We start from the raw sequence: 17,259 nt of genomic DNA, 5'->3' as shown, positions 1-17,259 counted from the left end.
AGTGCCTCTTTTATTTTGTCGCCTTATAGCACGGCTTACAGAATTTTTTGACCAGTTTTTTCCCAATCGGCCATAAAGTCGGCCAGGCCCTTCTCTGTGAGCGGGTGATTGGCCATGGCTTTGATCACTTTGGGCGGTGCTGTCATCACATCGGAGCCGATGCGCGCGCATTCGAACGCATGGTTTACCGTGCGGATCGAGGCGGCGAGAATTTCGGTTCCGTATCCGTAATTGTCATAGATGGTGCGGATATCGGCGATGAGCTCAAGCCCATCAAGGTTGATATCATCCAAGCGGCCGATGAAGGGGCTGATGAAGGTTGCGCCTGCTTTCGCGGCGAGAAGCGCCTGATTGGCCGAGAAGCAGAGCGTGACGTTGACCATGAAGCCATCGTTTGTGAGCGTGTTGCAGGCCTTTAGGCCCGCCCATGTGAGCGGGACCTTGACGGCGATGTTATCGGCAATTGCAGCAAGCTTGCGGCCCTCGGCGATCATGTCATCGGCCTCAAGCGCGACGACTTCGGCGCTCACGGGCCCATCGACCATTTCAGCGATCTCTTTGGTGACTTCAAGGATGTCGCGGCCTGATTTCAGGATCAGCGAGGGGTTGGTTGTGACGCCGTCAACCATGCCAAGGTCGTTTAGCTCGGCGATTTCGGATATCTCGGCGGTGTCTACAAAGAACTTCATGGCGACCTCGGTTTATGGAATTGTCGCTCACGAGCTTAGCCCATAGAAAGGGGCACTGAAACCCCTAAGCGGAGGGCGCGTGGGCCAGCAGGATTATTTTGACGAAGGCGCGCTTGTGGCGGTTCTCACAACGCAGCCCATTGAGCGGGCGCTTGATTATAAAGCGCCCGAGGGCGGCGTGATGCGGGGTGCTTTTGTTGAAGTGCCGCTTGGGCCGCGCAAGGTGATCGGGGTTGTCTGGGGCGCGGGGGCTGGCGGGTTTGATCTCGCGAAAGCGCGCAGCATTACCCGCGTGCTCGATGTGGCGCCGATGCGTGAGGAGATGCGCGCGTTTCTTGAGAAATGCGGGGCCTATACGCTCACCAGCTTGCCGCAGATGCTGCGGCTCGCGACGCGCGCGCCGGGGCTGAGCAACCCGCCGTCGATGCAGAAAATTTACCGCATGGGACGTGCTGCGCCCGAGCGCATGACAGATGCGCGCACGCGGGTTCTGGCTGTGCTCGAAGAGTTCGGTGAGCTTGGCTTTACGCAGGCGGAGTTGGCCGAGCAGGCAGGGGTGACGCCTTCGGTGATCAAGGGCCTCGTCAAGCAGGGCGCTGTGCGCGAGGAAGATACGCCACGCGATTTGCCTTTTGCACGGCTCGATGCCACCCGCGCAGGTAAGGTTTTGACAGAAGAGCAGGGGGCAGCTGCGGCGCGGCTTGTTGCGCAGCAAAAGGCAGGCGTTTTTTCCGCGACTTTGCTGTGGGGCATCACCGGCTCGGGCAAGACCGAGGTGTATCTTGAGGCGGTGGCCGAAGCGCTACGGCAGGGGCGACAGGCTTTGGTGCTGCTCCCCGAGATCGCGCTTTCGGCGGATTTCATGCGTCGTGTCGAAGCGCGTTTCGGCGCGAAGGCGGCCGAGTGGCATTCTGGGGTAACGATGACAGAGCGCCGCCGCGTCTGGAAAATGGTGGGCGAGGGCGGCGCACAGCTGGTGATTGGCGCGCGCTCGGCGCTGTTTTTGCCGTTTCAGGATTTGGGGCTGGTTGTTGTCGATGAGGAGCATGATACCTCCTACAAACAGGAAGACGGGGCGCTTTATAATGCGCGCGATATGTCGGTTTTGCGCGGCTCTCTCTGTGGCGCGCAGGTGGTTCTGGCCTCGGCCACGCCGAGCCTTGAGAGCTGGACCAACGCGCAATCGGGCAAATACGAGATGATCGAGCTGGCATCCCGTTATGGTGAGGCGGTGCTGCCCGAGCTGCGCACAGTGGATATGCGGCAGGTGAAACTGCCATCCAATCGCTGGATTTCGCCCGCGCTGGAGAGCGCTGTGAACGCTCGGATTCTCAGGGGGGAGCAGTCGCTTCTGTTTCTCAACCGTCGCGGCTATGCGCCTGTCACGCTCTGCCGCAAATGCGGCGAGCAGATCGCTTGCGAGCATTGTGATGCACGGATGGTGGAACACCGTTTTCTCAAGCAGCTTATGTGCCACCAATGCGGGGCCACGCGGCCCATCCCCGAGGTGTGCCCCTCGTGCGAGGCCGAAGGCACGCTGGCGGTTGTCGGCCCCGGTGTGGAACGGCTGGCCGAGGAAACGGCAGAGCGTTTCCCCGAGGCGCGGGTGGCGGTGCTAAGCTCCGATCTCTTCGGCTCTGCGCGGGCTTTGAAAGCGCAGATCGTGGCCATCGCGGAAGGCGCGGCAGACATCATCATCGGCACTCAACTGGTTGCTAAAGGGCATAACTTTCCGTTGCTCACGCTGGTCGGCGTGATAGATGCCGACCTCAGCTTGCAAGGCTCCGATATGCGTGCTGCCGAGCGCACCTTTCAGCAGATGCGACAAGTTTCCGGCCGTGCGGGGCGCGCCGATAAGGCGGGTGTCGCGATGCTTCAAACCTATCAGCCGGAGCACCCTGTGTTGCGTGCAATCATGTCAGGCGAGGAGCGCCGGTTCTGGCGGGCCGAAGCGGACGAGCGCCGCTTGTCGGGGATGCCGCCCTTTGGCCGCCTCGCGGGGATTGTGATCAGCGCGCCGGATGAGCGCGATGCCTTTGACCTCGGCGAGCACCTTGCGCGCAATGCTGCGCCGCTGGCAAAAATCGGCGCGCAGGTCTTTGGCCCCGCGCCTGCGCCCGTGGCCCGTGTGAGGGGCCGTCACCGTGTGCGCCTGCTTGTCAAGGCCCCAAAAGATGCGCCCTTGCAAGCTGCATTGAGAGCGTGGCTAAAGGGGCTCAAACTCCCCAACCAGCTTCGCCTCACAGTCGATATCGACCCGCAAAGCTTCTACTAAGTCATTTTTCTTGCTCTAAATATCCTGGGGGTCTGGGGGCAAAGCCCCCAGCCGGTCGGATTTTCGCGCAGCGAAAATTCGACCCCGAAACGAACCTCAGCTGGCCGCGTTCGCGCCTTTCAGCCCGCGCTGGTCGACAAGCACATCGGTCACCATCGCGCCGATCCACATACAGAAGAGTGCCAGCCAGGTTGTACCAGCAAAAATCGACCCGCCGGTTACACCCGCGCCGATGGCGCAGCCGCCTGCGAGCATCGCGCCAAAGCCCATGAGCACTGCACCTGTCATCGAGCGGCGCATGTTGCTTTCGTCGGTGAACCCCTGAAACTTGAATTCGCGGGTGGCCAGGGAGGCGAGGAGCGAGCCGATCACAACGCCGGGCACGAGGCCCACGTCAAATTCGAGCACCGCGTTGCGATCAAGGAAGAACATGAGCGTGTGGGCGGATGGACCTGAAAAAGTAGCGCTTTCGATTTGCACGGGGTCGAAAGCGGATTGCGCCAGCGTATAGGTCAGCACCCAGCCGAGGGCGACTGAAAAGCCGACACCCGAAGCGAAGATAAGCCGTGATATGCCGATCTTTTCTTTGAACGACAGGTAGAGCGCCAGTGCTGCAAAGCTGAGGCCGATATAGAACCCCGATGCAGGTGGCAGTCCTACGGAGGCGAGCAAATCCATGTTGCGGCCACCGTCCGTGATCCAGAGCGCTGCGAGCCAGTCCCGCGTGGGCGAGAGCACGCCTGAAAGCGACATTTGCGCCACCACCGCAAAGACGAGGCCCGCCACGACGGAGCGTAAGTTTCCTGTGGCAGCCAGCACGAGCAAGCGCCCCGAGCAGCCGCGTGCCAGCACCATGCCGACACCGAACATTAGGCCGCCGATGATAGCGCCCGACCAGCTGCCCGGCACGGCCATCATGCGGGCCTCCTGTGTTTCCATGAGGCCCAAGAGCTGTGCGCCCTGCACCCAGACGAGGGCTGTCGAAAAGGTGAGGAACCAGACGGCGACCTTGTCTTTCATCAGTCCGCGGGCAAATTCGACCGAGGCGGCACGCAGACAGAACCGCGAGCGCTGGGCGGCGATGCCGAAAACCAGACCTGTGATCATACCAAAGAGCGCTGCTGTGGGCGCTTCGCCGATGCGTTCGATGAGTGGGATAATGTCCATGCGTCCTCGCTTTCCTGACTGCGCGTAGCTGATTATATACATTCATGCTTTGATATGGATCAGATTTTGAAGGGGGATCGGGTGTTCTGGAGACTGCATTGCCCCGCTTTCGGGGTGTGATTTGCTCTGTGCAAGCCCGCCGAAAAGGCGTAAGCGAAGCTATGGCCCGTATTGTGAAACTCGAAGATGCATCAGACCTGCCGCTTTGGCGGCGGCCGGTTGCGTTGTTGTTTCTCATGGCTTTTGCGATGCCGGTTGCTTTTGCCACATGGAGCGCGCTGCTCAACAACTTCGTGATCGAGGTGGGCGGGTTTGATGGCTCTGACAACGGCTGGCTGCATACGGTGCGGGAAATTCCGGGGTTTCTGGCGGTCGGGGTTATCGCGATCATTATTTTTGTGCGCGAGCAGGTCTTGGGGCTTGTGTCGCTTGTCATGCTTGGCGCCGCGACGGCTGTGACTGCATGGTTCCCCTCGATGGCGGGAATTCTCACGATCACCATGCTTTCTTCTATCGGGTTTCATTATTACGAGACGGTGAACCAGTCGCTTCAGTTGCAATGGTTGAGCAAGGACCGTGCGCCCAAGGTGCTCGGGTATTTGCTGGCCATGGGCTCAGGGGCAACGCTGATTTGCTATCTCTTTATCGTCGCCCTTTGGGAGCCTTTGGGCCTGACGTATAACATTGTTTACATGATTTCGGGTGGTATCACGGCCGCTTTGGCTATCTTCTGCATGCTGGCCTATCCGCAGTTTGAAGCGCCGCATCCGCAGGTGAAAAAGATGATCCTGCGCCGCCGTTACTGGCTTTACTACTGCTTGCAGTTCATGGCGGGGGCGCGGCGACAGATCTTCATGGTGTTTGCGGGCTTTATGATGGTTGAGAAGTTCGGCTTTGCTGTGCATGAAGTTGCCTCGCTTTACCTTATCAACCTTGTGATCAACATGTTTGTGGCCCCGTTTCTGGGCCATGTTGTGCACCGCTACGGCGAGCGCAACACTTTGATGTTTGAATATGTCGGGCTGTTCATTGTGTTTCTCGCGTATGGCGGGATCTACATGTTTGGTTGGGGCGTTGTACTGGCCGCGACGCTTTATGTGATTGATCATATTTTCTTCGGTCTTGCGTTGGCGTTGAAGACGTATTTCCAGAAAATCGCCGATCCACGTGATATTGCGCCCACAGCGGCTGTGGCCTTTACCATCAACCATATTGCAGCTGTGGGCCTGCCTGCCTCGCTTGGCTATCTCTGGCTGGTGTCGCCGACGGCTGTGTTTATGCTGGCGGCCGGGATGGCATCGGTGTCATTCATGCTGGCGCTTCTTATTCCGCGCCACCCTGAGCCCGGAAATGAAACTGTTTTCTCCAAATTTGTCGCGGCGGCGCCCGCAGAATAACTCCCCCTAAGACAGGACGATATCATGACGAGCTATTCGGCATTTACCACGATTGACAACAAGGCCGATGCGGAAGCCCTTGGCGAAGCGCTGGAACGGATGGAGCCGGAGCCTACAGGGGTCGGTGTTTTCGAGATGGAAGACGGCTCGGGGCTTTGGGAAGTGGCGGGGTATTTCACGGAAACGCCCGACAAAGCAGGATTGGCGCTGCTTGAGGTGATGCATGGTGCGCGCTTTGTTGTTTCGGATATTCCCGAGACCGACTGGGTGGCCAAGGTGAGGCGCGAGCTTGCGCCCGTCACGGCGGGGCGGTTTGTGGTGTATGGAAGCCATGACGCTGACAAGGTGCCCGCAGAAGCGGAGCCGCTTCTGATCGAGGCGGCGATGGCTTTTGGCACGGGACATCACGGCACAACGCTGGGCTGCCTGCTGGCGCTTGATCACTTGGCGACTGAAGGTTTTGTGCCTGCTAGCGTCGCTGACATCGGCTGTGGCACGGCTGTGCTTGCGATGGGGGCTGCACGGCTTTGGCCAGTGAGGATTATTGCCAGCGATATTGACGAGGTGGCTGTTGAGGTTGCCGAAGCCAACGCACGGGCCAATGGGCTTGAGGGACGGATCGAATGCGTCGAAGCGGCGGGCTTCGGGCATCCTGTTCTGGCGGAGGCCGCGCCTTATGATCTGATCTTTGCCAATATCCTGAAAGGCCCGCTTGTGGCGCTTTCCCCCGAGATTTCCGCGAATCTCACGGCCGGTGGCTATGCGATTCTGTCGGGGATATTGAACGAGCAGGCTGACGAAGTGATTGAGGTTTATGCACGGAATGGAACCAATCTGGTGCAGAGCAATGTGATTGGTGACTGGACGACACTATTGCTGAAGAAATCCTGACAAATACGTGTCTTTTTTCGACGAATTTGAGGCACTTGCCCAAGTTTTGCCACATTTCAGGGGCATTTTATAAGGACATTTCAGTGGGGGCGCTGGAGTTTGTTATGTCTGCCAACGTGCAAAAATTTGATAAGCGTCTGACACGCATTGTTCGTAAGCACCGCTCGATGAGCAACGGCTACGGCTTCCGTGTTGATCGGACCGGGCTGATCACCATCAAGCCCAAGCGCGCTAAAGGTGCCGCTCCTCTGACCATTCTCTTCAGTGTTCTTTGCATCGGTGTTTTGTTCAAAGCCGTTGCTGTGGCCAATTTTGGCCCCGAAAAATACGCCTCCAAGCTCGCACCGATGCGCAATGGCACGGTTGTTGAGCAGGCGGGCGCGTGGCTCATGGAGCCAGGTGTTGTGACGATGTATGTGTCCCAAGCTCTCTCGGATGTTATCCGGTAATTGTTTTCTCTCTCTCTCTGTTAAGACCTCCAAAGAAAAAGCCGCGCATCCGATGGGAAGCGCGGCTTTCACTTTTAGGGGGGAGAAGCGCTTAGCGCTGTGCGTCTGCGATTGCGTCGATGTCGCCGCGGCAGAGGCCGATGTCTTCCAGCTCACGGTCGCTGAGTTGTGACAGGGCGTTGCGCGTTGAGCGGGCAGCATTCCATGAAACGAAAGCAGCTGTCATGTGAACAAAGAACTGGCCGATACGGCCATTTGAGGCAGCTACTTGCTGTGCGCGTGTGTACTCGATGGAGGCCATATCCGTATTCCTTTTTCTAGAGTTATGGTCTGTGTTCTGTTGAGGGGCATGTAGGCCGCGTTCTGACACTGCGCAAGGTGTTTCTTTTACATAAGTCCCATGCATTTTTTGCATGAGTGAAAAATTGCTGATCGCCCTTTATTTCATAGCTATACTCGGCCTTGGGGAGGTCGGTTTCAGCATTGAAAGAGGCGGATTTGAACCGGTTTGTGCTGCATTGCGGCGTTTCTGTGTCAAAACCGGCAACAGGCGTTAAGACTTGGCAGATGTTCCCCTTTCGTGCTAGTGCTTCAAAAAAGCAACATATTCGGGCAGCGAGGCGACAGGGAATGCGTATTTTAGGGATCGACCCCGGTTTGCGGAATATGGGTTGGGGGGTGATTGAGGCCAATGGCCCGCGTTTGAGCTATGTTGCTTGCGGTGTTGTGAACTCGGTGGGCGAGGACCTGGCCGAGAGGTTGCTCTCGCTTCACAGTGGGCTGACCGATGTTTTGCGCGCATACGCGCCCGAAACCGCCGCTGTAGAGCAAACCTTTGTCAACAAAGACGCGGTGGCCACGCTGAAGCTCGGCCAAGCGCGGGGGATTGCACTGCTCGTGCCCGCACAGTTTGGCCTTGGTGTGGCGGAATATGCGCCCAACAAGGTTAAAAAGACTGTTGTCGGCGTGGGCCATGCCACGAAAGACCAGATCAAGCATATGGTGAAGATGCAGTTGCCGAGCGCGGATGTGAGCAAAGCTGACGCGGCGGACGCCTTGGCCATTGCCATTTGTCATGCACATCACCACAAATACGCGCAAATGACGCTTGCGAAGACAGGAAGCTAGGCTGGTATGATCGGGAAAATTGCAGGACGGATTGACTATATCGCCGAGGACCATGCGCTGATTGATGTGAAGGGTGTCGGCTATCTTGTCTATTGCTCCGAGCGGACGTTGCGCAGCCTGCCACCTGCGGGAGAGGCCGTGGCGCTTTATACTGATTTGCTCGTGCGCGAAGACAATTTGCAACTGTTTGGCTTTACCTCGCTTATCGAGAAAGAGTGGTATCGGCTGCTGATGAGCGTGCAGGGTGTGGGCGCGAAGGCGTCGCTTGCGATGCTGAGTGCACTTGGGCCTGACGGTGTGAGCCGCGCGATTGCGCTGGGGGACTGGAACGCTGTGAAGGCGGCGAAGGGTATTGGCCCCAAGACGGCGCAGCGGGTTGTGAACGAACTGAAAGACAAGGCACCTGCCGTGATGGCTTTGGGGGCGGGGCGCGCGCCTGACATGGGCGATGACGATGTGCTTGAGGATATTGCGCCTGTGAGTGCGCCTTCCGCGCCCATTGGCGGGGCGGCGCAATCGGAAGCGCTTTCGGCTTTGACGAACCTTGGCTATGCGCCCGGCGAGGCGGCGAGCGCGATTGCGCAGGCGCAGGAGAACGGCGGCGGCGAGGACACGGCCACGTTGATCCGCCAGGCGCTGCGGCTTTTGGCACCGAAGGGGTAAACTATGAGCGCGCGAGAACCCGTTTTGATACCCGAGGCGCTGCCCGAGGATGTGGAGCGCGCTTTGCGGCCGCAGACTTTGAGCGAATTTGTCGGGCAGGCAGAGGCGCGGGCGAACCTCAAGGTGTTCATCGAGAGCGCGAAGATGCGCAAGGACGCGATGGACCACACTCTGTTTCATGGCCCCCCGGGGCTTGGCAAGACCACGCTGGCGCAGATTATTTCGCGCGAGCTGGGTGTGGGCTTTCGGATGACGAGCGGGCCGGTGCTTGCGAAAGCCGGCGATTTGGCGGCTATTCTCACGAACCTCGAGCGCAATGATGTGCTGTTTATTGACGAGATTCACCGGCTCAATCCTGTGGTTGAGGAAATTCTTTATCCAGCTCTGGAAGATTTCGAGCTGGACCTTGTGATTGGCGAGGGGCCGGCAGCGCGCACGGTGCGCATCGAGCTTCAGCCGTTTACGCTTGTCGGGGCAACCACGCGGCTTGGCTTGCTGACGACACCTTTGCGCGACAGATTCGGCATCCCGACGCGGCTTGAGTTTTATGCGGTGCACGAGCTGGAGCGGATTGTGAGCGTGAATGCGCAAAAGCTGGGCGTGAAGGCCGATGCGGAAGGCGCGCTGGAGATTGCCAAGCGCTCGCGCGGCACTCCGAGGATTGCGGGGCGCTTGCTGCGCCGCGTTGTCGATTTTGCGCTGGTAGAGGCGGACGGCGTTGTGAGCCGCGCCCTGGCGGACCGTGCGCTTTCGCGGCTTGGTGTGGATGAGTTGGGCCTTGATGGTGCGGACAGGCGCTATCTCAATCTGATTGCCGAGAATTATGCGGGCGGGCCTGTGGGCATCGAGACGATTGCGGCGGCATTGTCGGAGAGCCGAGACGCGCTGGAAGAGGTGATTGAGCCGTTTTTGTTGCAACAGGGGCTGATCCAGCGCACACCGCGCGGGCGGATGCTGGCGCAAAAAGGCTGGGCGCATATGGGGCTGACCCCGCCAAAGAGCCAGACGGATATGTTTGAATGACCATGACACCTGACGAGATTGAAGCGCTGTTTTCAGATGCAGCAGGAAACTTTCGCTTTGCCCGCTGGGGCAGGCCGATTGCGCCGATTGTATTTGGTGTGGATGACGCGACCTTGAATGTCTTTAAGGGGGCGGTCGAGGCGCTGTCTGCGCTGACGCAGCATCCGCTGACTGAGACAGATACGGAGCTTGGCTCGAACCTTATGTTTTTTCTGTTTCGCGATTGGGCGGAGCTGGTTGATTTGCCAAATCTGGACAAGCTTGTGCCCGAGCTTGGCGCGCTTGTGACACGGCTGGAGGCGCAGGGCGCAAACCAGTACCGGCTGTTTCGGTTTGATGAGCAGGGCGCCATCAAGGCGGCGTTTGTGTTTATCAGGATGGACGGGCCATTGGCCGACTGGCCTGCCGAGAGCCTTGCACTGGCGGAGGCTTCGCAGGTGTTTTTGCTCTGGGGTGAGCAGGCTTTCTCGGCGCGCTCGCCTTTGGCGCGGCTGCCGAACGGAGCCGACATTTTGCGCCCCGAGATTGGCGATGTATTGCGCGCGGCTTATGCGCCCGAGCTGCCGCAGGCAGACGAGGATAGCGCCTTTGCTCTGCGCCTGTTTGCGCGGGTGAGTGCGCTTCCGCGCGGCTAGGCGTTGCTCCTCGCGGGAAGCTGTGCTGAAGTGTGGCGAACCCAACAGGAAAGCCTGCCCGATGATCTACTCCCTGCCAGTGCGCGTATACTATGAAGACACCGATATGGCGGGGATTGTCTATTATGCCAATTACCTGCGTTATATCGAGCGGGGGCGCAGCGAATGGGTGCGTGAAGTTGGGCTTGACCAGAATGTGATGAAGGATCGTGACGGCATCGTCTTTGCGGTGCGCCGTGTCGAGGCAGATTACCTTGGTTCGGCGCGGCTGGATGACGAACTTGTGATTGATACGCAGGTGAAGGCGGTTACGGGTGTGAGAATGATCATGGAACAATGGGTTAAGCGGGATGAAAACGTGCTTTTCCATGCGCTTGTCACCGTTGTTTGTATGACTCTTGAGGGCCAGTCCACCCGTCTGCCAGCAAATATCCGCCAAATGGTGCACTGAACATCGGCCAACTTATGCTGGGGATAGCTTTATCGCTTGAGTTCGGCTATTTTGCTCTCAATAAGGCGAAAAAGCCACTATAAGAGAGCAGGCATAATGGAAACTGAAGTACTTGCGGTTGCGCAGGAGATTGATTTCTCTATCTGGGCGCTTTTTGTGCGCGCAACGTTTACCGTTAAACTCGTGATGATTATTTTGATAGTGGCCTCGTTCTGGTCATGGTCGATCATTGTTCAGAAATTTATCAACTACCGCAAAGCGCGGGCCGAGGCCGAATGGTTTGACCGCGAATTCTGGTCGGGCGAGCCGCTGGATGCGCTTTACGAGCAGATTGGCGCGGAGCCCGAGGGGCAGAGCCAGAAGATTTTTGCCGCAGGGATGACCGAGTGGCGACGCTCGCACAAAGCTGACGGTGCGCTGATTGCGGGGGCTCACTCGCGGATTGACCGCAGCATGGATGTTGCCATCGCCAAGGAAGCCGACAAGCTTCAAAAGGGCTTGCAAGTGTTGGCCACAGTCGGCTCGACCACGCCGTTTATCGGCCTGTTCGGGACAGTGATCGGGATTATGAACGCCTTTATCGAGATTGCCGAGCAACAGAACACCAACCTTGCTGTGGTTGCGCCCGGTATTGCCGAAGCGCTTCTGGCCACGGGGCTTGGCCTTTTGGCGGCGATTCCCGCTGTTATCTTTTACAACAAGCTGAGCGCTGACAGCGAAGGCTTGGTGGCGGGCTATGAGGCCTTCGCCGATGAGTTCTCGACCATTCTCAGCCGCCAGTTGGACAGCTAGTTATGGGAGCAGGAGTTGTTCAGAAAGACACGGGAGGCGGCAGCCGCCGCCGCCGTGCGCGGGGCCGCTCACGGCCTATGGCGGATATCAACGTAACGCCTTTTGTGGATGTTATGCTGGTTTTGCTGATTATCTTTATGGTGGCGGCGCCGATGCTGACTGTGGGTGTGCCTGTAGAGCTGCCCAAGACGGCGGCCAACAGCCTGCCCGTTGAGGCGGAAGAGCCGCTCACTGTGACCCTTACTTCCGAGGGACAGATCATGATCCAGCAGACCGAAGTTGACCGCGAGGCTCTGATCGGGCGGATGCGCGCGATTGCTGCAGAGCGCGAGGGCGACCGTGTCTTCCTGCGGGCGGACGGGGCTGTGCCCTACGCCGAGGTCGTGCAGGTTATGGGCGCGCTCAACCGTGCCGGTTTTACCAACATTGGCCTTGTGACCGAGACAGGCGGACCAGCGCTTGACGGCACAGGGGCCAGTGACTCAGGCGACCAGTAGGGCATTTTGAACACCGGCCAGCGCATATCCCTTATCGGCCATGTCGGGCTGATTGGCTGGCTCCTCTTCGGGGGGAGCTGGAACAGCGATCCTTTACCATTTGAAGTGGCCGATGTGTCTGTTGTGAGCGAGGCCGAGTATCAGGCAGCTGTGGCGGCGGCGCGTGCGCCTCAGGCTGTTTCGGATGTTGAAGCGCCGCAGCCGCCTGCCGAGGAAGAAACGGTGCAGCCGCAAGCGGCGCCCGAGACCCAGCCCGAAGTGCAGGACGCGCCCGAAGTGGCCAGCCCGGAAGCTGACCCGACCCCTGTGGTGGATACGAGCGAACCCGAGGTGGCACAAGTGGAAGACGTGCCGCCAGAGCTTGTGCAACCGCAAGAGGAAGTGGCTGTGCTTGTGCCGGGTGCAAGCCCGCGCCCGCAACTGCGCCCGAGCGAGCGTGTGGCCCCCGAACCTGTGGCCCAGCCCGAGCAGACAGATGTGCAGCCCGCCGAAGAGGCCACGCCTGAAGTTGTGCCCGATAGGGCCGCCGAGGTTGTGCAGCCCGAGACAGAGGCCGCTGCGCCCGAAGAGGCGACAACCGAGATCAACCCCGAGGCCGCGGATGATGTGACGCTTGCACCTGCGCAATCGATGCGCCCCAGGGGCCGTCCGCAACGTCAGGCTGAAACGGCCACGGCCCCTGCATCTGATACCAGCAGTGCTGTGAATGATGCCTTGGCCGAGGCGATGAGCGGGAGTGCCGACACTGCCGAAGAAACGCCTGCGCCTTCTGGCCCGACCGGCCCACCGCTGACAAGCGGTGAGCGTGAAGGCCTCAAACTGGCAATTTCCCGCTGTTATAACGTGGGTGCACTTTCATCGGAGGCGCTTGGCGTTAACATCTATGTTAGTGTCGAGATGACGCGTGATGGCAAGCCTGTGATCAATTCGATCAAGCTTCTACGCAGCGAGAACGGCTCGGAGGCCGCTGCGAAACAAGCTTATGAGGCGGCGCGGCGCGCCATCATCATTTGTGGCAATGACGGCTTCCAGCTGCCTGCCGAGAAATACGACCAGTGGAAAACGGTCGAAATCAAGTTTAACCCCGAGAGCATGAGGTAAGGGTATGATCGTAAGATTTTGGGGCTATGGTCTGGCTGCGTTTATGGCTGCATGTCTGGTTGCGGCGAGTTCGGCCCGCGCGCAGGAGCCTTTGCGCATCGAGATCACCGATGCGGTGATAGAGCCCTTGCCTATCGCTGTTCCCGACTTTGTGGCGGAAACCTCCGGCGCGGGGCAGATTGCTGCCGATATTTCCCGCGTCGTCGCGGAAGACCTTAAGGGCACAGGGCTGTTTCGCGAAATCGACAAGGGGGCCTACATCTCTCAGGTGAGCTCGTTCGGCGCGCCTGTGCAGTTTGCCGACTGGAAGGCCATAAATGCGCAGGCGCTTGTTTTGGGTGCTGTGACGGTTGAAGGCGAGCAGATCACCGTGAAGTTCCGGCTCTATGATGTATTCGCGGGCCAGGAGATGGGCGCGGGGCTGCAGCTTGCCGGCACGCGGGCGGGCTGGCGGCGGATGGCGCACAAAGTGGCCGATCAGGTTTACACACGCCTCACCGGTGAGGGCCCGTATTTTGACAGCCGCGTTGTTTATGTGGCCGAGACCGGCCCGAAAGATGACCGCAAGAAACGTCTTGGGATAATGGATTATGACGGGGCGAACAACCAGTATTTGACGGACAGCTCGTCTATCGTGCTTGCACCGCGCTTCTCGCCCACAGGCGACCGTGTGCTTTATACAAGTTACGAATCAGGCTTCCCCAAGATTTATGTGCTTGATGTGGCCTCTGTTGGCCGCCGTGTGCTGCAAAGCCGTGACGGCACGATGAGCTTTGCGCCACGTTTTGCGCCCGACGGGCAACGGGTTGTGTTCTCGCTGGAAAGTGGGGGCAACACCGATATTTATATGATGGACGTGAACTCGGGCGGAGAGCAGCGTCTGACAGACGCGCCTTCGATTGAAACCGCGCCGAGCTTTTCGCCTGATGGCAGCCAGATTGTCTTCGAAAGTGACCGATCAGGCGGCCAGCAGCTTTATATCATGTCTGCTTCCGGTGGTGAGGCACGGAGGATCAGCACCGGGACGGGGCGCTATGGCACACCTGTCTGGTCGCCACGCGGAGACTTGATTGCCTTCACCAAGCAGTCAAAAGGCCGCTTCCACATTGGCGTGATGCGTACGGATGGGTCGGGCGAGAAGCTTCTGACTGCATCGTTCCTTGAGGAAGGCCCGACTTGGGCGCCGAACGGTCGTGTGATCATGTTTACGCGTGAAACGCAGGGTGAAGGCGGTGCGTCGAGCCTCTATTCTGTCGATATTTCGGGACGCAACCTGCAGAGAGTGAAAACAGAGGGCGGGGCATCAGACCCGTCATGGAGCCCTTTGCAAAAGTAACGGGATGGTGTGAGCGGCGGGATGCTGTTTACTCATCAATAGGATTCACAGGGCGCTCTGTCTGTGTTAGACAGGACCCAGAAAAAATAAGGCGAAGAGTATGAAACTCAAACTGATAACACTTGTTCTGCCCGCGGCGCTCGCGCTTTCGGCTTGTACCAATGCGAACCGTTTTGACGACACAGCCGGTGCGAATGCCGGGGGCATGTCTTCGTCGGTTCTGCCCGGTTCGGCGCAAGACCCGCAATCGCCGCTGTATTTCCAGCAGACGATTGGTGACCGCGTTTTGTTTGATGTGGACCAGTCAAGCCTGAATGGCGAAGCCATGCGCGTGCTCGACGGGCAGGCAAGCTGGCTCACAACAAACTCGGATTATAATGTTGTAATCGAAGGCCATGCTGACGAGCAGGGCACACGCGAATACAACCTTGCCTTGGGCGCGCGCCGTGCCAATTCGGTGCGCGAGTATCTGATGGCGAAGGGCTTGCCTGCGGGACGTCTGAAAACAGTGAGCTATGGTAAAGAGCGCCCGCTCGAGATCTGCTCGCAAGAGGCTTGCTATGCCAAGAACCGCCGCTCTGTGACAATTCTCTCGTCCGGCTTGAGCAGCTAAGAGGGGCTTATTGATGCGCTTTATTTTTGCCGCCATTGTCCTGTGTTTGAGTGCGGGTTTTTCTGCCGCCCAGGATAGTGAAACGCTGGCTGACATTCGTCAGGAACTGACCGTTCTCAATGTGGAGATGCAAAAGCTCAAACGCGAGCTTTCGACCACAGGAGCTTCGGGCAACGCCACTTTAGGGGCGTCGGTTTTGCAGCGGGTGGACGGGATTGAAGCGGAATTACGGCGCCTGACTGCGCGGACCGAAGAGCTTGGTCTGCGCGTTGAGGCTGTTGTGCAAGATGGCACACGGCGGGTGGCTGACCTTGAGTTCCGTCTTGTGGAGCTTGAGGGCGGCGATGTGAGCAAGCTTGGCGAAACCAGCACTTTGGGCGGTGATCTGCCCGGGGGGCAGGCCGCAGCACCTGTGGTATCACAGCCCATTGAAGGCAGTGAACCGATGCCGGAGCTGGCCGTGGGCGAGCAGGCTGATTTTGCGGCGGCGCGCAAAGCGCTTGAGGCTGGCGAATATGCCGACGCTGCCGAGCGTCTGAGAGCTTTTAACGAGACTTACCCCGGTTCGCCTGTGGCGAGCAAAGCCGCGCTGGCTTATGGCGCGGCTCTGGAGGGGCAAGGTGATCTGACAGGTGCTGCGCGGGCCTATCTTGATGCCTTCCGTCGTGATCCGAACGGCGAAGATGCGCCAGAATCTCTCTTTCGTCTGGGGCAGGGGCTGGGCCGTTTGGGCCAGACTGTTGAAGCCTGCAAAACGCTTGCCGAAGTCGGCCTGCGCTTTCCGGGGGGCGAACCTGCAAGCAAGGCCGATGCCGAGCGCACCCGCCTCGGGTGTTCGTGACATTAGCAGACCGTCTAAGCGCCGCGCTTGAAGGAGCGGTCGGGCCGTTGGGCCTTGCCGTTTCAGGCGGGAGCGACTCGCTTGCGTTGCTGCGGCTGGTCGCCGAGGCGGCGAGGGGGCCGCTGTTTTGTGCAACTGTAAACCACGGCCTCCGCGAGGAAGCGGCAGGCGAATGTGCAATGGTGGCGCAGGTTTGCGCCGAACTCGGTGTGACGCATGATATTCTGGACTGGCGCTGGAACGGGGACGGCAACTTGCAGGCCGAGGCCCGCGCAGGGCGTTATGCGGCTCTCAAGGCTTGGGCGCGCGAACGTGGGGTTGGCACAGTGCTGCTTGGCCACACGCAGGATGATGTGGCGGAGACATTTCTGATGCGGATGGCGCGCGGCTCTGGCGTGAAGGGGCTGGCAAAGATGAGTGCGGCTTGGGAGGCCGACGGGCTGCAATGGCGGCGGCCACTTTTGCAGATGTCGCGCGGCGAATTGCGGGACTTTCTGAATGAGCAGGGGCAGGTTTGGGCAGAAGATGCTTCAAACGCTGATACGCGGTATAAGCGGGTTTCCATACGAGCCGCACTAGCAAAAACAGGGCTTGATGCGGCGCGGATTGCCGAAACCGCGGAGCGGCTGGCGCAGGCGGATGCGGCTTTGGAGACGATGGCCCATGCCGCGGCAGGGCAGCTGGCGCAGCTACAGGGGCGCAATATTGTGATTGAGGCTGCGGGCCTTGCGGCTTTGCCGGACGAAATCCGGCATCGTCTCATGAGTGCGTGGTGTGCATGGCAGGGGCGCACACAATATCCACCAAGGCACAGTGCTTTGGCCGAAGCGACAGACCGGGCGCTGAACGGGCAGGGCAGCACACTCAACGGCTGTGTCACGATCGGGCATAAGGGCCGCGTTATCATCGCACGCGAGGCGAAAGCGGCCCCTGACACGGTAGAGGGACTGCAGGCATGGGATGCACTTACCCTGGAGGGAGATTGGCCTGAGGGAGCCACCCTTGGCGCTTTGGGCGAAGCAGGATTGCGGGAGGTGACTGACTGGCGGACGGCGGGCTTGCCGCGTGCCGCGCAGTTGGCGGCCCCTGCGATCTGGCTTGGCGCGCGGCTTTTCGCCGCTCCTTCGGTTGGGTTCGGAGCTGAATTTACCCTGAAATTCGAGGTAGAACCGCCCTATATGCCAGGTTGACATGATTTTGCATGATCTTTTGCAGCTCTTATTCGGCTTATGCCGTTGAAGATGTTGCGTTGATCTCTATTTTAGTTTGTAACGCGGCGTGAGACATGCGCGCCAACTCATTCAGGAGGCC

20 protein-coding genes are annotated in these 17,259 nt (G+C 59.2%); 17 read left to right on the top strand and 3 right to left on the bottom strand.

The features are described from left to right. Positions 1 to 35: 35 nt before the first annotated feature. Entirely contained in the window at positions 36 to 689 is a 654-nt protein-coding gene (gene fsa / locus OE750_RS13700) for a fructose-6-phosphate aldolase (protein WP_263764825.1), read from the bottom strand. 79 nt (positions 690 to 768) lie between these two features. Between fsa and OE750_RS13695 the strand changes: the two genes are divergently transcribed. Then, the gene (locus OE750_RS13695; RefSeq protein WP_263764824.1) at positions 769 to 2,964 is read left to right on the top strand and encodes a primosomal protein N'; all 2,196 of its coding nucleotides are present in this window, start codon (positions 769 to 771) and stop codon (positions 2,962 to 2,964) included. 96 nt (positions 2,965 to 3,060) lie between these two features. Here the strand turns inward: OE750_RS13695 and OE750_RS13690 are convergent, their stop codons facing one another. Beyond that, positions 3,061 to 4,131 carry a YeeE/YedE family protein gene (locus OE750_RS13690; protein WP_263764823.1) on the bottom strand — a complete coding sequence of 357 codons (1,071 nt, stop codon included), beginning with the start codon at positions 4,129 to 4,131 and terminating at the stop codon, positions 3,061 to 3,063. Positions 4,132 to 4,292: 161 nt separating this feature from the next. On the opposite strand from OE750_RS13690, the gene OE750_RS13685 reads away from it, so the two are divergent. The 3 genes from OE750_RS13685 (at position 4,293) to OE750_RS13675 (ending at position 6,868) form a co-directional block, all read left to right on the top strand. Continuing rightward, positions 4,293 to 5,528, top strand: a complete 1,236-nt coding sequence (locus OE750_RS13685) for an MFS transporter (RefSeq protein ID WP_263764822.1) — start codon at positions 4,293 to 4,295, stop codon at positions 5,526 to 5,528. 24 nt (positions 5,529 to 5,552) lie between these two features. Beyond that, on the top strand, positions 5,553 to 6,419 hold the full coding sequence (locus tag OE750_RS13680; RefSeq protein ID WP_263764821.1) for a 50S ribosomal protein L11 methyltransferase: 867 nt from the start codon (positions 5,553 to 5,555) through the stop codon (positions 6,417 to 6,419). A 104-nt stretch (positions 6,420 to 6,523) separates the two neighbouring features. After that, positions 6,524 to 6,868: a hypothetical protein gene (locus OE750_RS13675; RefSeq protein WP_263764820.1), complete on the top strand. Its 345-nt coding sequence runs from the start codon at positions 6,524 to 6,526 to the stop codon at positions 6,866 to 6,868. A 91-nt stretch (positions 6,869 to 6,959) separates the two neighbouring features. On the opposite strand, the gene OE750_RS13670 is transcribed toward OE750_RS13675, so the two are convergent. Then, positions 6,960 to 7,169 carry a DUF1127 domain-containing protein gene (locus OE750_RS13670; RefSeq protein ID WP_263764819.1) on the bottom strand — a complete coding sequence of 70 codons (210 nt, stop codon included), beginning with the start codon at positions 7,167 to 7,169 and terminating at the stop codon, positions 6,960 to 6,962. A gap of 112 nt (positions 7,170 to 7,281) precedes the next feature. On the opposite strand from OE750_RS13670, the gene OE750_RS13665 reads away from it, so the two are divergent. The 13 genes from OE750_RS13665 (at position 7,282) to tilS (ending at position 17,138) form a co-directional block, all read left to right on the top strand. Then, complete coding sequence (locus OE750_RS13665) at positions 7,282 to 7,425, top strand: hypothetical protein (RefSeq protein WP_263764818.1); 144 nt, start codon at positions 7,282 to 7,284, stop codon at positions 7,423 to 7,425. Positions 7,426 to 7,498: 73 nt separating this feature from the next. Beyond that, positions 7,499 to 7,996: a crossover junction endodeoxyribonuclease RuvC gene (gene ruvC, locus OE750_RS13660; RefSeq protein ID WP_263764817.1), complete on the top strand. Its 498-nt coding sequence runs from the start codon at positions 7,499 to 7,501 to the stop codon at positions 7,994 to 7,996. Between the two features lie 6 nt (positions 7,997 to 8,002). After that, on the top strand, positions 8,003 to 8,659 hold the full coding sequence (gene ruvA, locus OE750_RS13655; protein ID WP_263764816.1) for a Holliday junction branch migration protein RuvA: 657 nt from the start codon (positions 8,003 to 8,005) through the stop codon (positions 8,657 to 8,659). A gap of 3 nt (positions 8,660 to 8,662) precedes the next feature. Continuing rightward, a complete protein-coding gene (gene ruvB, locus OE750_RS13650) occupies positions 8,663 to 9,682 on the top strand; it encodes a Holliday junction branch migration DNA helicase RuvB (RefSeq protein WP_263764815.1) in 1,020 nt (339 codons plus the stop codon). A gap of 2 nt (positions 9,683 to 9,684) precedes the next feature. Beyond that, positions 9,685 to 10,317: a hypothetical protein gene (locus tag OE750_RS13645; RefSeq protein WP_412176230.1), complete on the top strand. Its 633-nt coding sequence runs from the start codon at positions 9,685 to 9,687 to the stop codon at positions 10,315 to 10,317. Positions 10,318 to 10,378: 61 nt separating this feature from the next. Beyond that, a complete protein-coding gene (gene ybgC, locus OE750_RS13640; RefSeq protein ID WP_263764813.1) occupies positions 10,379 to 10,768 on the top strand; it encodes a tol-pal system-associated acyl-CoA thioesterase in 390 nt (129 codons plus the stop codon). 96 nt (positions 10,769 to 10,864) lie between these two features. After that, positions 10,865 to 11,560 (top strand): protein TolQ, encoded by a 696-nt coding sequence (tolQ, locus tag OE750_RS13635; protein ID WP_263764812.1) that lies wholly within the window; start codon positions 10,865 to 10,867, stop codon positions 11,558 to 11,560. Positions 11,561 to 11,562: 2 nt separating this feature from the next. Then, positions 11,563 to 12,057 (top strand): protein TolR, encoded by a 495-nt coding sequence (tolR, locus tag OE750_RS13630; protein ID WP_263764811.1) that lies wholly within the window; start codon positions 11,563 to 11,565, stop codon positions 12,055 to 12,057. A gap of 6 nt (positions 12,058 to 12,063) precedes the next feature. Next, positions 12,064 to 13,158, top strand: a complete 1,095-nt coding sequence (locus OE750_RS13625; protein ID WP_263764810.1) for an energy transducer TonB — start codon at positions 12,064 to 12,066, stop codon at positions 13,156 to 13,158. Positions 13,159 to 13,201: 43 nt separating this feature from the next. Beyond that, positions 13,202 to 14,494, top strand: coding sequence for a Tol-Pal system beta propeller repeat protein TolB (gene tolB / locus OE750_RS13620; protein WP_263764870.1), 1,293 nt, complete (start codon positions 13,202 to 13,204; stop codon positions 14,492 to 14,494). A gap of 100 nt (positions 14,495 to 14,594) precedes the next feature. Then, positions 14,595 to 15,107: a peptidoglycan-associated lipoprotein Pal gene (pal, locus tag OE750_RS13615; RefSeq protein WP_263764809.1), complete on the top strand. Its 513-nt coding sequence runs from the start codon at positions 14,595 to 14,597 to the stop codon at positions 15,105 to 15,107. A gap of 13 nt (positions 15,108 to 15,120) precedes the next feature. Next, on the top strand, positions 15,121 to 15,948 hold the full coding sequence (gene ybgF / locus OE750_RS13610) for a tol-pal system protein YbgF (protein ID WP_263764808.1): 828 nt from the start codon (positions 15,121 to 15,123) through the stop codon (positions 15,946 to 15,948). After that, a complete protein-coding gene (tilS, locus tag OE750_RS13605) occupies positions 15,945 to 17,138 on the top strand; it encodes a tRNA lysidine(34) synthetase TilS (RefSeq protein WP_263764807.1) in 1,194 nt (397 codons plus the stop codon). The genes ybgF and tilS overlap by 4 nt, the downstream gene beginning before the upstream one ends. Positions 17,139 to 17,259 lie beyond the last annotated feature (121 nt).

Origin of the sequence: Lentibacter sp. XHP0401 (assembly GCF_025751535.1) — a bacterium.
Lineage (GTDB): Bacteria > Pseudomonadota > Alphaproteobacteria > Rhodobacterales > Rhodobacteraceae > Lentibacter.
Note: the sequence above shows the minus strand (reverse complement) of the source record. Positions and strands in the feature narration are given on the sequence as shown.

What these genes read in the sequence shown, in the direction of transcription:
- OE750_RS13670 (WP_263764819.1), bottom strand. Translation starts at nt 7,169, where the DNA reads ATGGCCTCCATCGAGTACACACGCGCACAGCAAGTAGCTGCCTCAAAT.
- tolR (WP_263764811.1), top strand. Translation starts at nt 11,563, where the DNA reads ATGGGAGCAGGAGTTGTTCAGAAAGACACGGGAGGCGGCAGCCGCCGC.
- OE750_RS13680 (WP_263764821.1), top strand. Translation starts at nt 5,553, where the DNA reads ATGACGAGCTATTCGGCATTTACCACGATTGACAACAAGGCCGATGCG.
- tolQ (WP_263764812.1), top strand. Translation starts at nt 10,865, where the DNA reads ATGGAAACTGAAGTACTTGCGGTTGCGCAGGAGATTGATTTCTCTATC.
- fsa (WP_263764825.1), bottom strand. Translation starts at nt 689, where the DNA reads ATGAAGTTCTTTGTAGACACCGCCGAGATATCCGAAATCGCCGAGCTA.
- OE750_RS13690 (WP_263764823.1), bottom strand. Translation starts at nt 4,131, where the DNA reads ATGGACATTATCCCACTCATCGAACGCATCGGCGAAGCGCCCACAGCA.
- ybgF (WP_263764808.1), top strand. Translation starts at nt 15,121, where the DNA reads ATGCGCTTTATTTTTGCCGCCATTGTCCTGTGTTTGAGTGCGGGTTTT.
- ybgC (WP_263764813.1), top strand. Translation starts at nt 10,379, where the DNA reads ATGATCTACTCCCTGCCAGTGCGCGTATACTATGAAGACACCGATATG.
- ruvB (WP_263764815.1), top strand. Translation starts at nt 8,663, where the DNA reads ATGAGCGCGCGAGAACCCGTTTTGATACCCGAGGCGCTGCCCGAGGAT.
- pal (WP_263764809.1), top strand. Translation starts at nt 14,595, where the DNA reads ATGAAACTCAAACTGATAACACTTGTTCTGCCCGCGGCGCTCGCGCTT.
- ruvA (WP_263764816.1), top strand. Translation starts at nt 8,003, where the DNA reads ATGATCGGGAAAATTGCAGGACGGATTGACTATATCGCCGAGGACCAT.
- ruvC (WP_263764817.1), top strand. Translation starts at nt 7,499, where the DNA reads ATGCGTATTTTAGGGATCGACCCCGGTTTGCGGAATATGGGTTGGGGG.
- OE750_RS13675 (WP_263764820.1), top strand. Translation starts at nt 6,524, where the DNA reads ATGTCTGCCAACGTGCAAAAATTTGATAAGCGTCTGACACGCATTGTT.
- OE750_RS13685 (WP_263764822.1), top strand. Translation starts at nt 4,293, where the DNA reads ATGGCCCGTATTGTGAAACTCGAAGATGCATCAGACCTGCCGCTTTGG.
- tolB (WP_263764870.1), top strand. Translation starts at nt 13,202, where the DNA reads ATGGCTGCATGTCTGGTTGCGGCGAGTTCGGCCCGCGCGCAGGAGCCT.
- OE750_RS13645 (WP_412176230.1), top strand. Translation starts at nt 9,685, where the DNA reads ATGACACCTGACGAGATTGAAGCGCTGTTTTCAGATGCAGCAGGAAAC.
- OE750_RS13665 (WP_263764818.1), top strand. Translation starts at nt 7,282, where the DNA reads ATGAGTGAAAAATTGCTGATCGCCCTTTATTTCATAGCTATACTCGGC.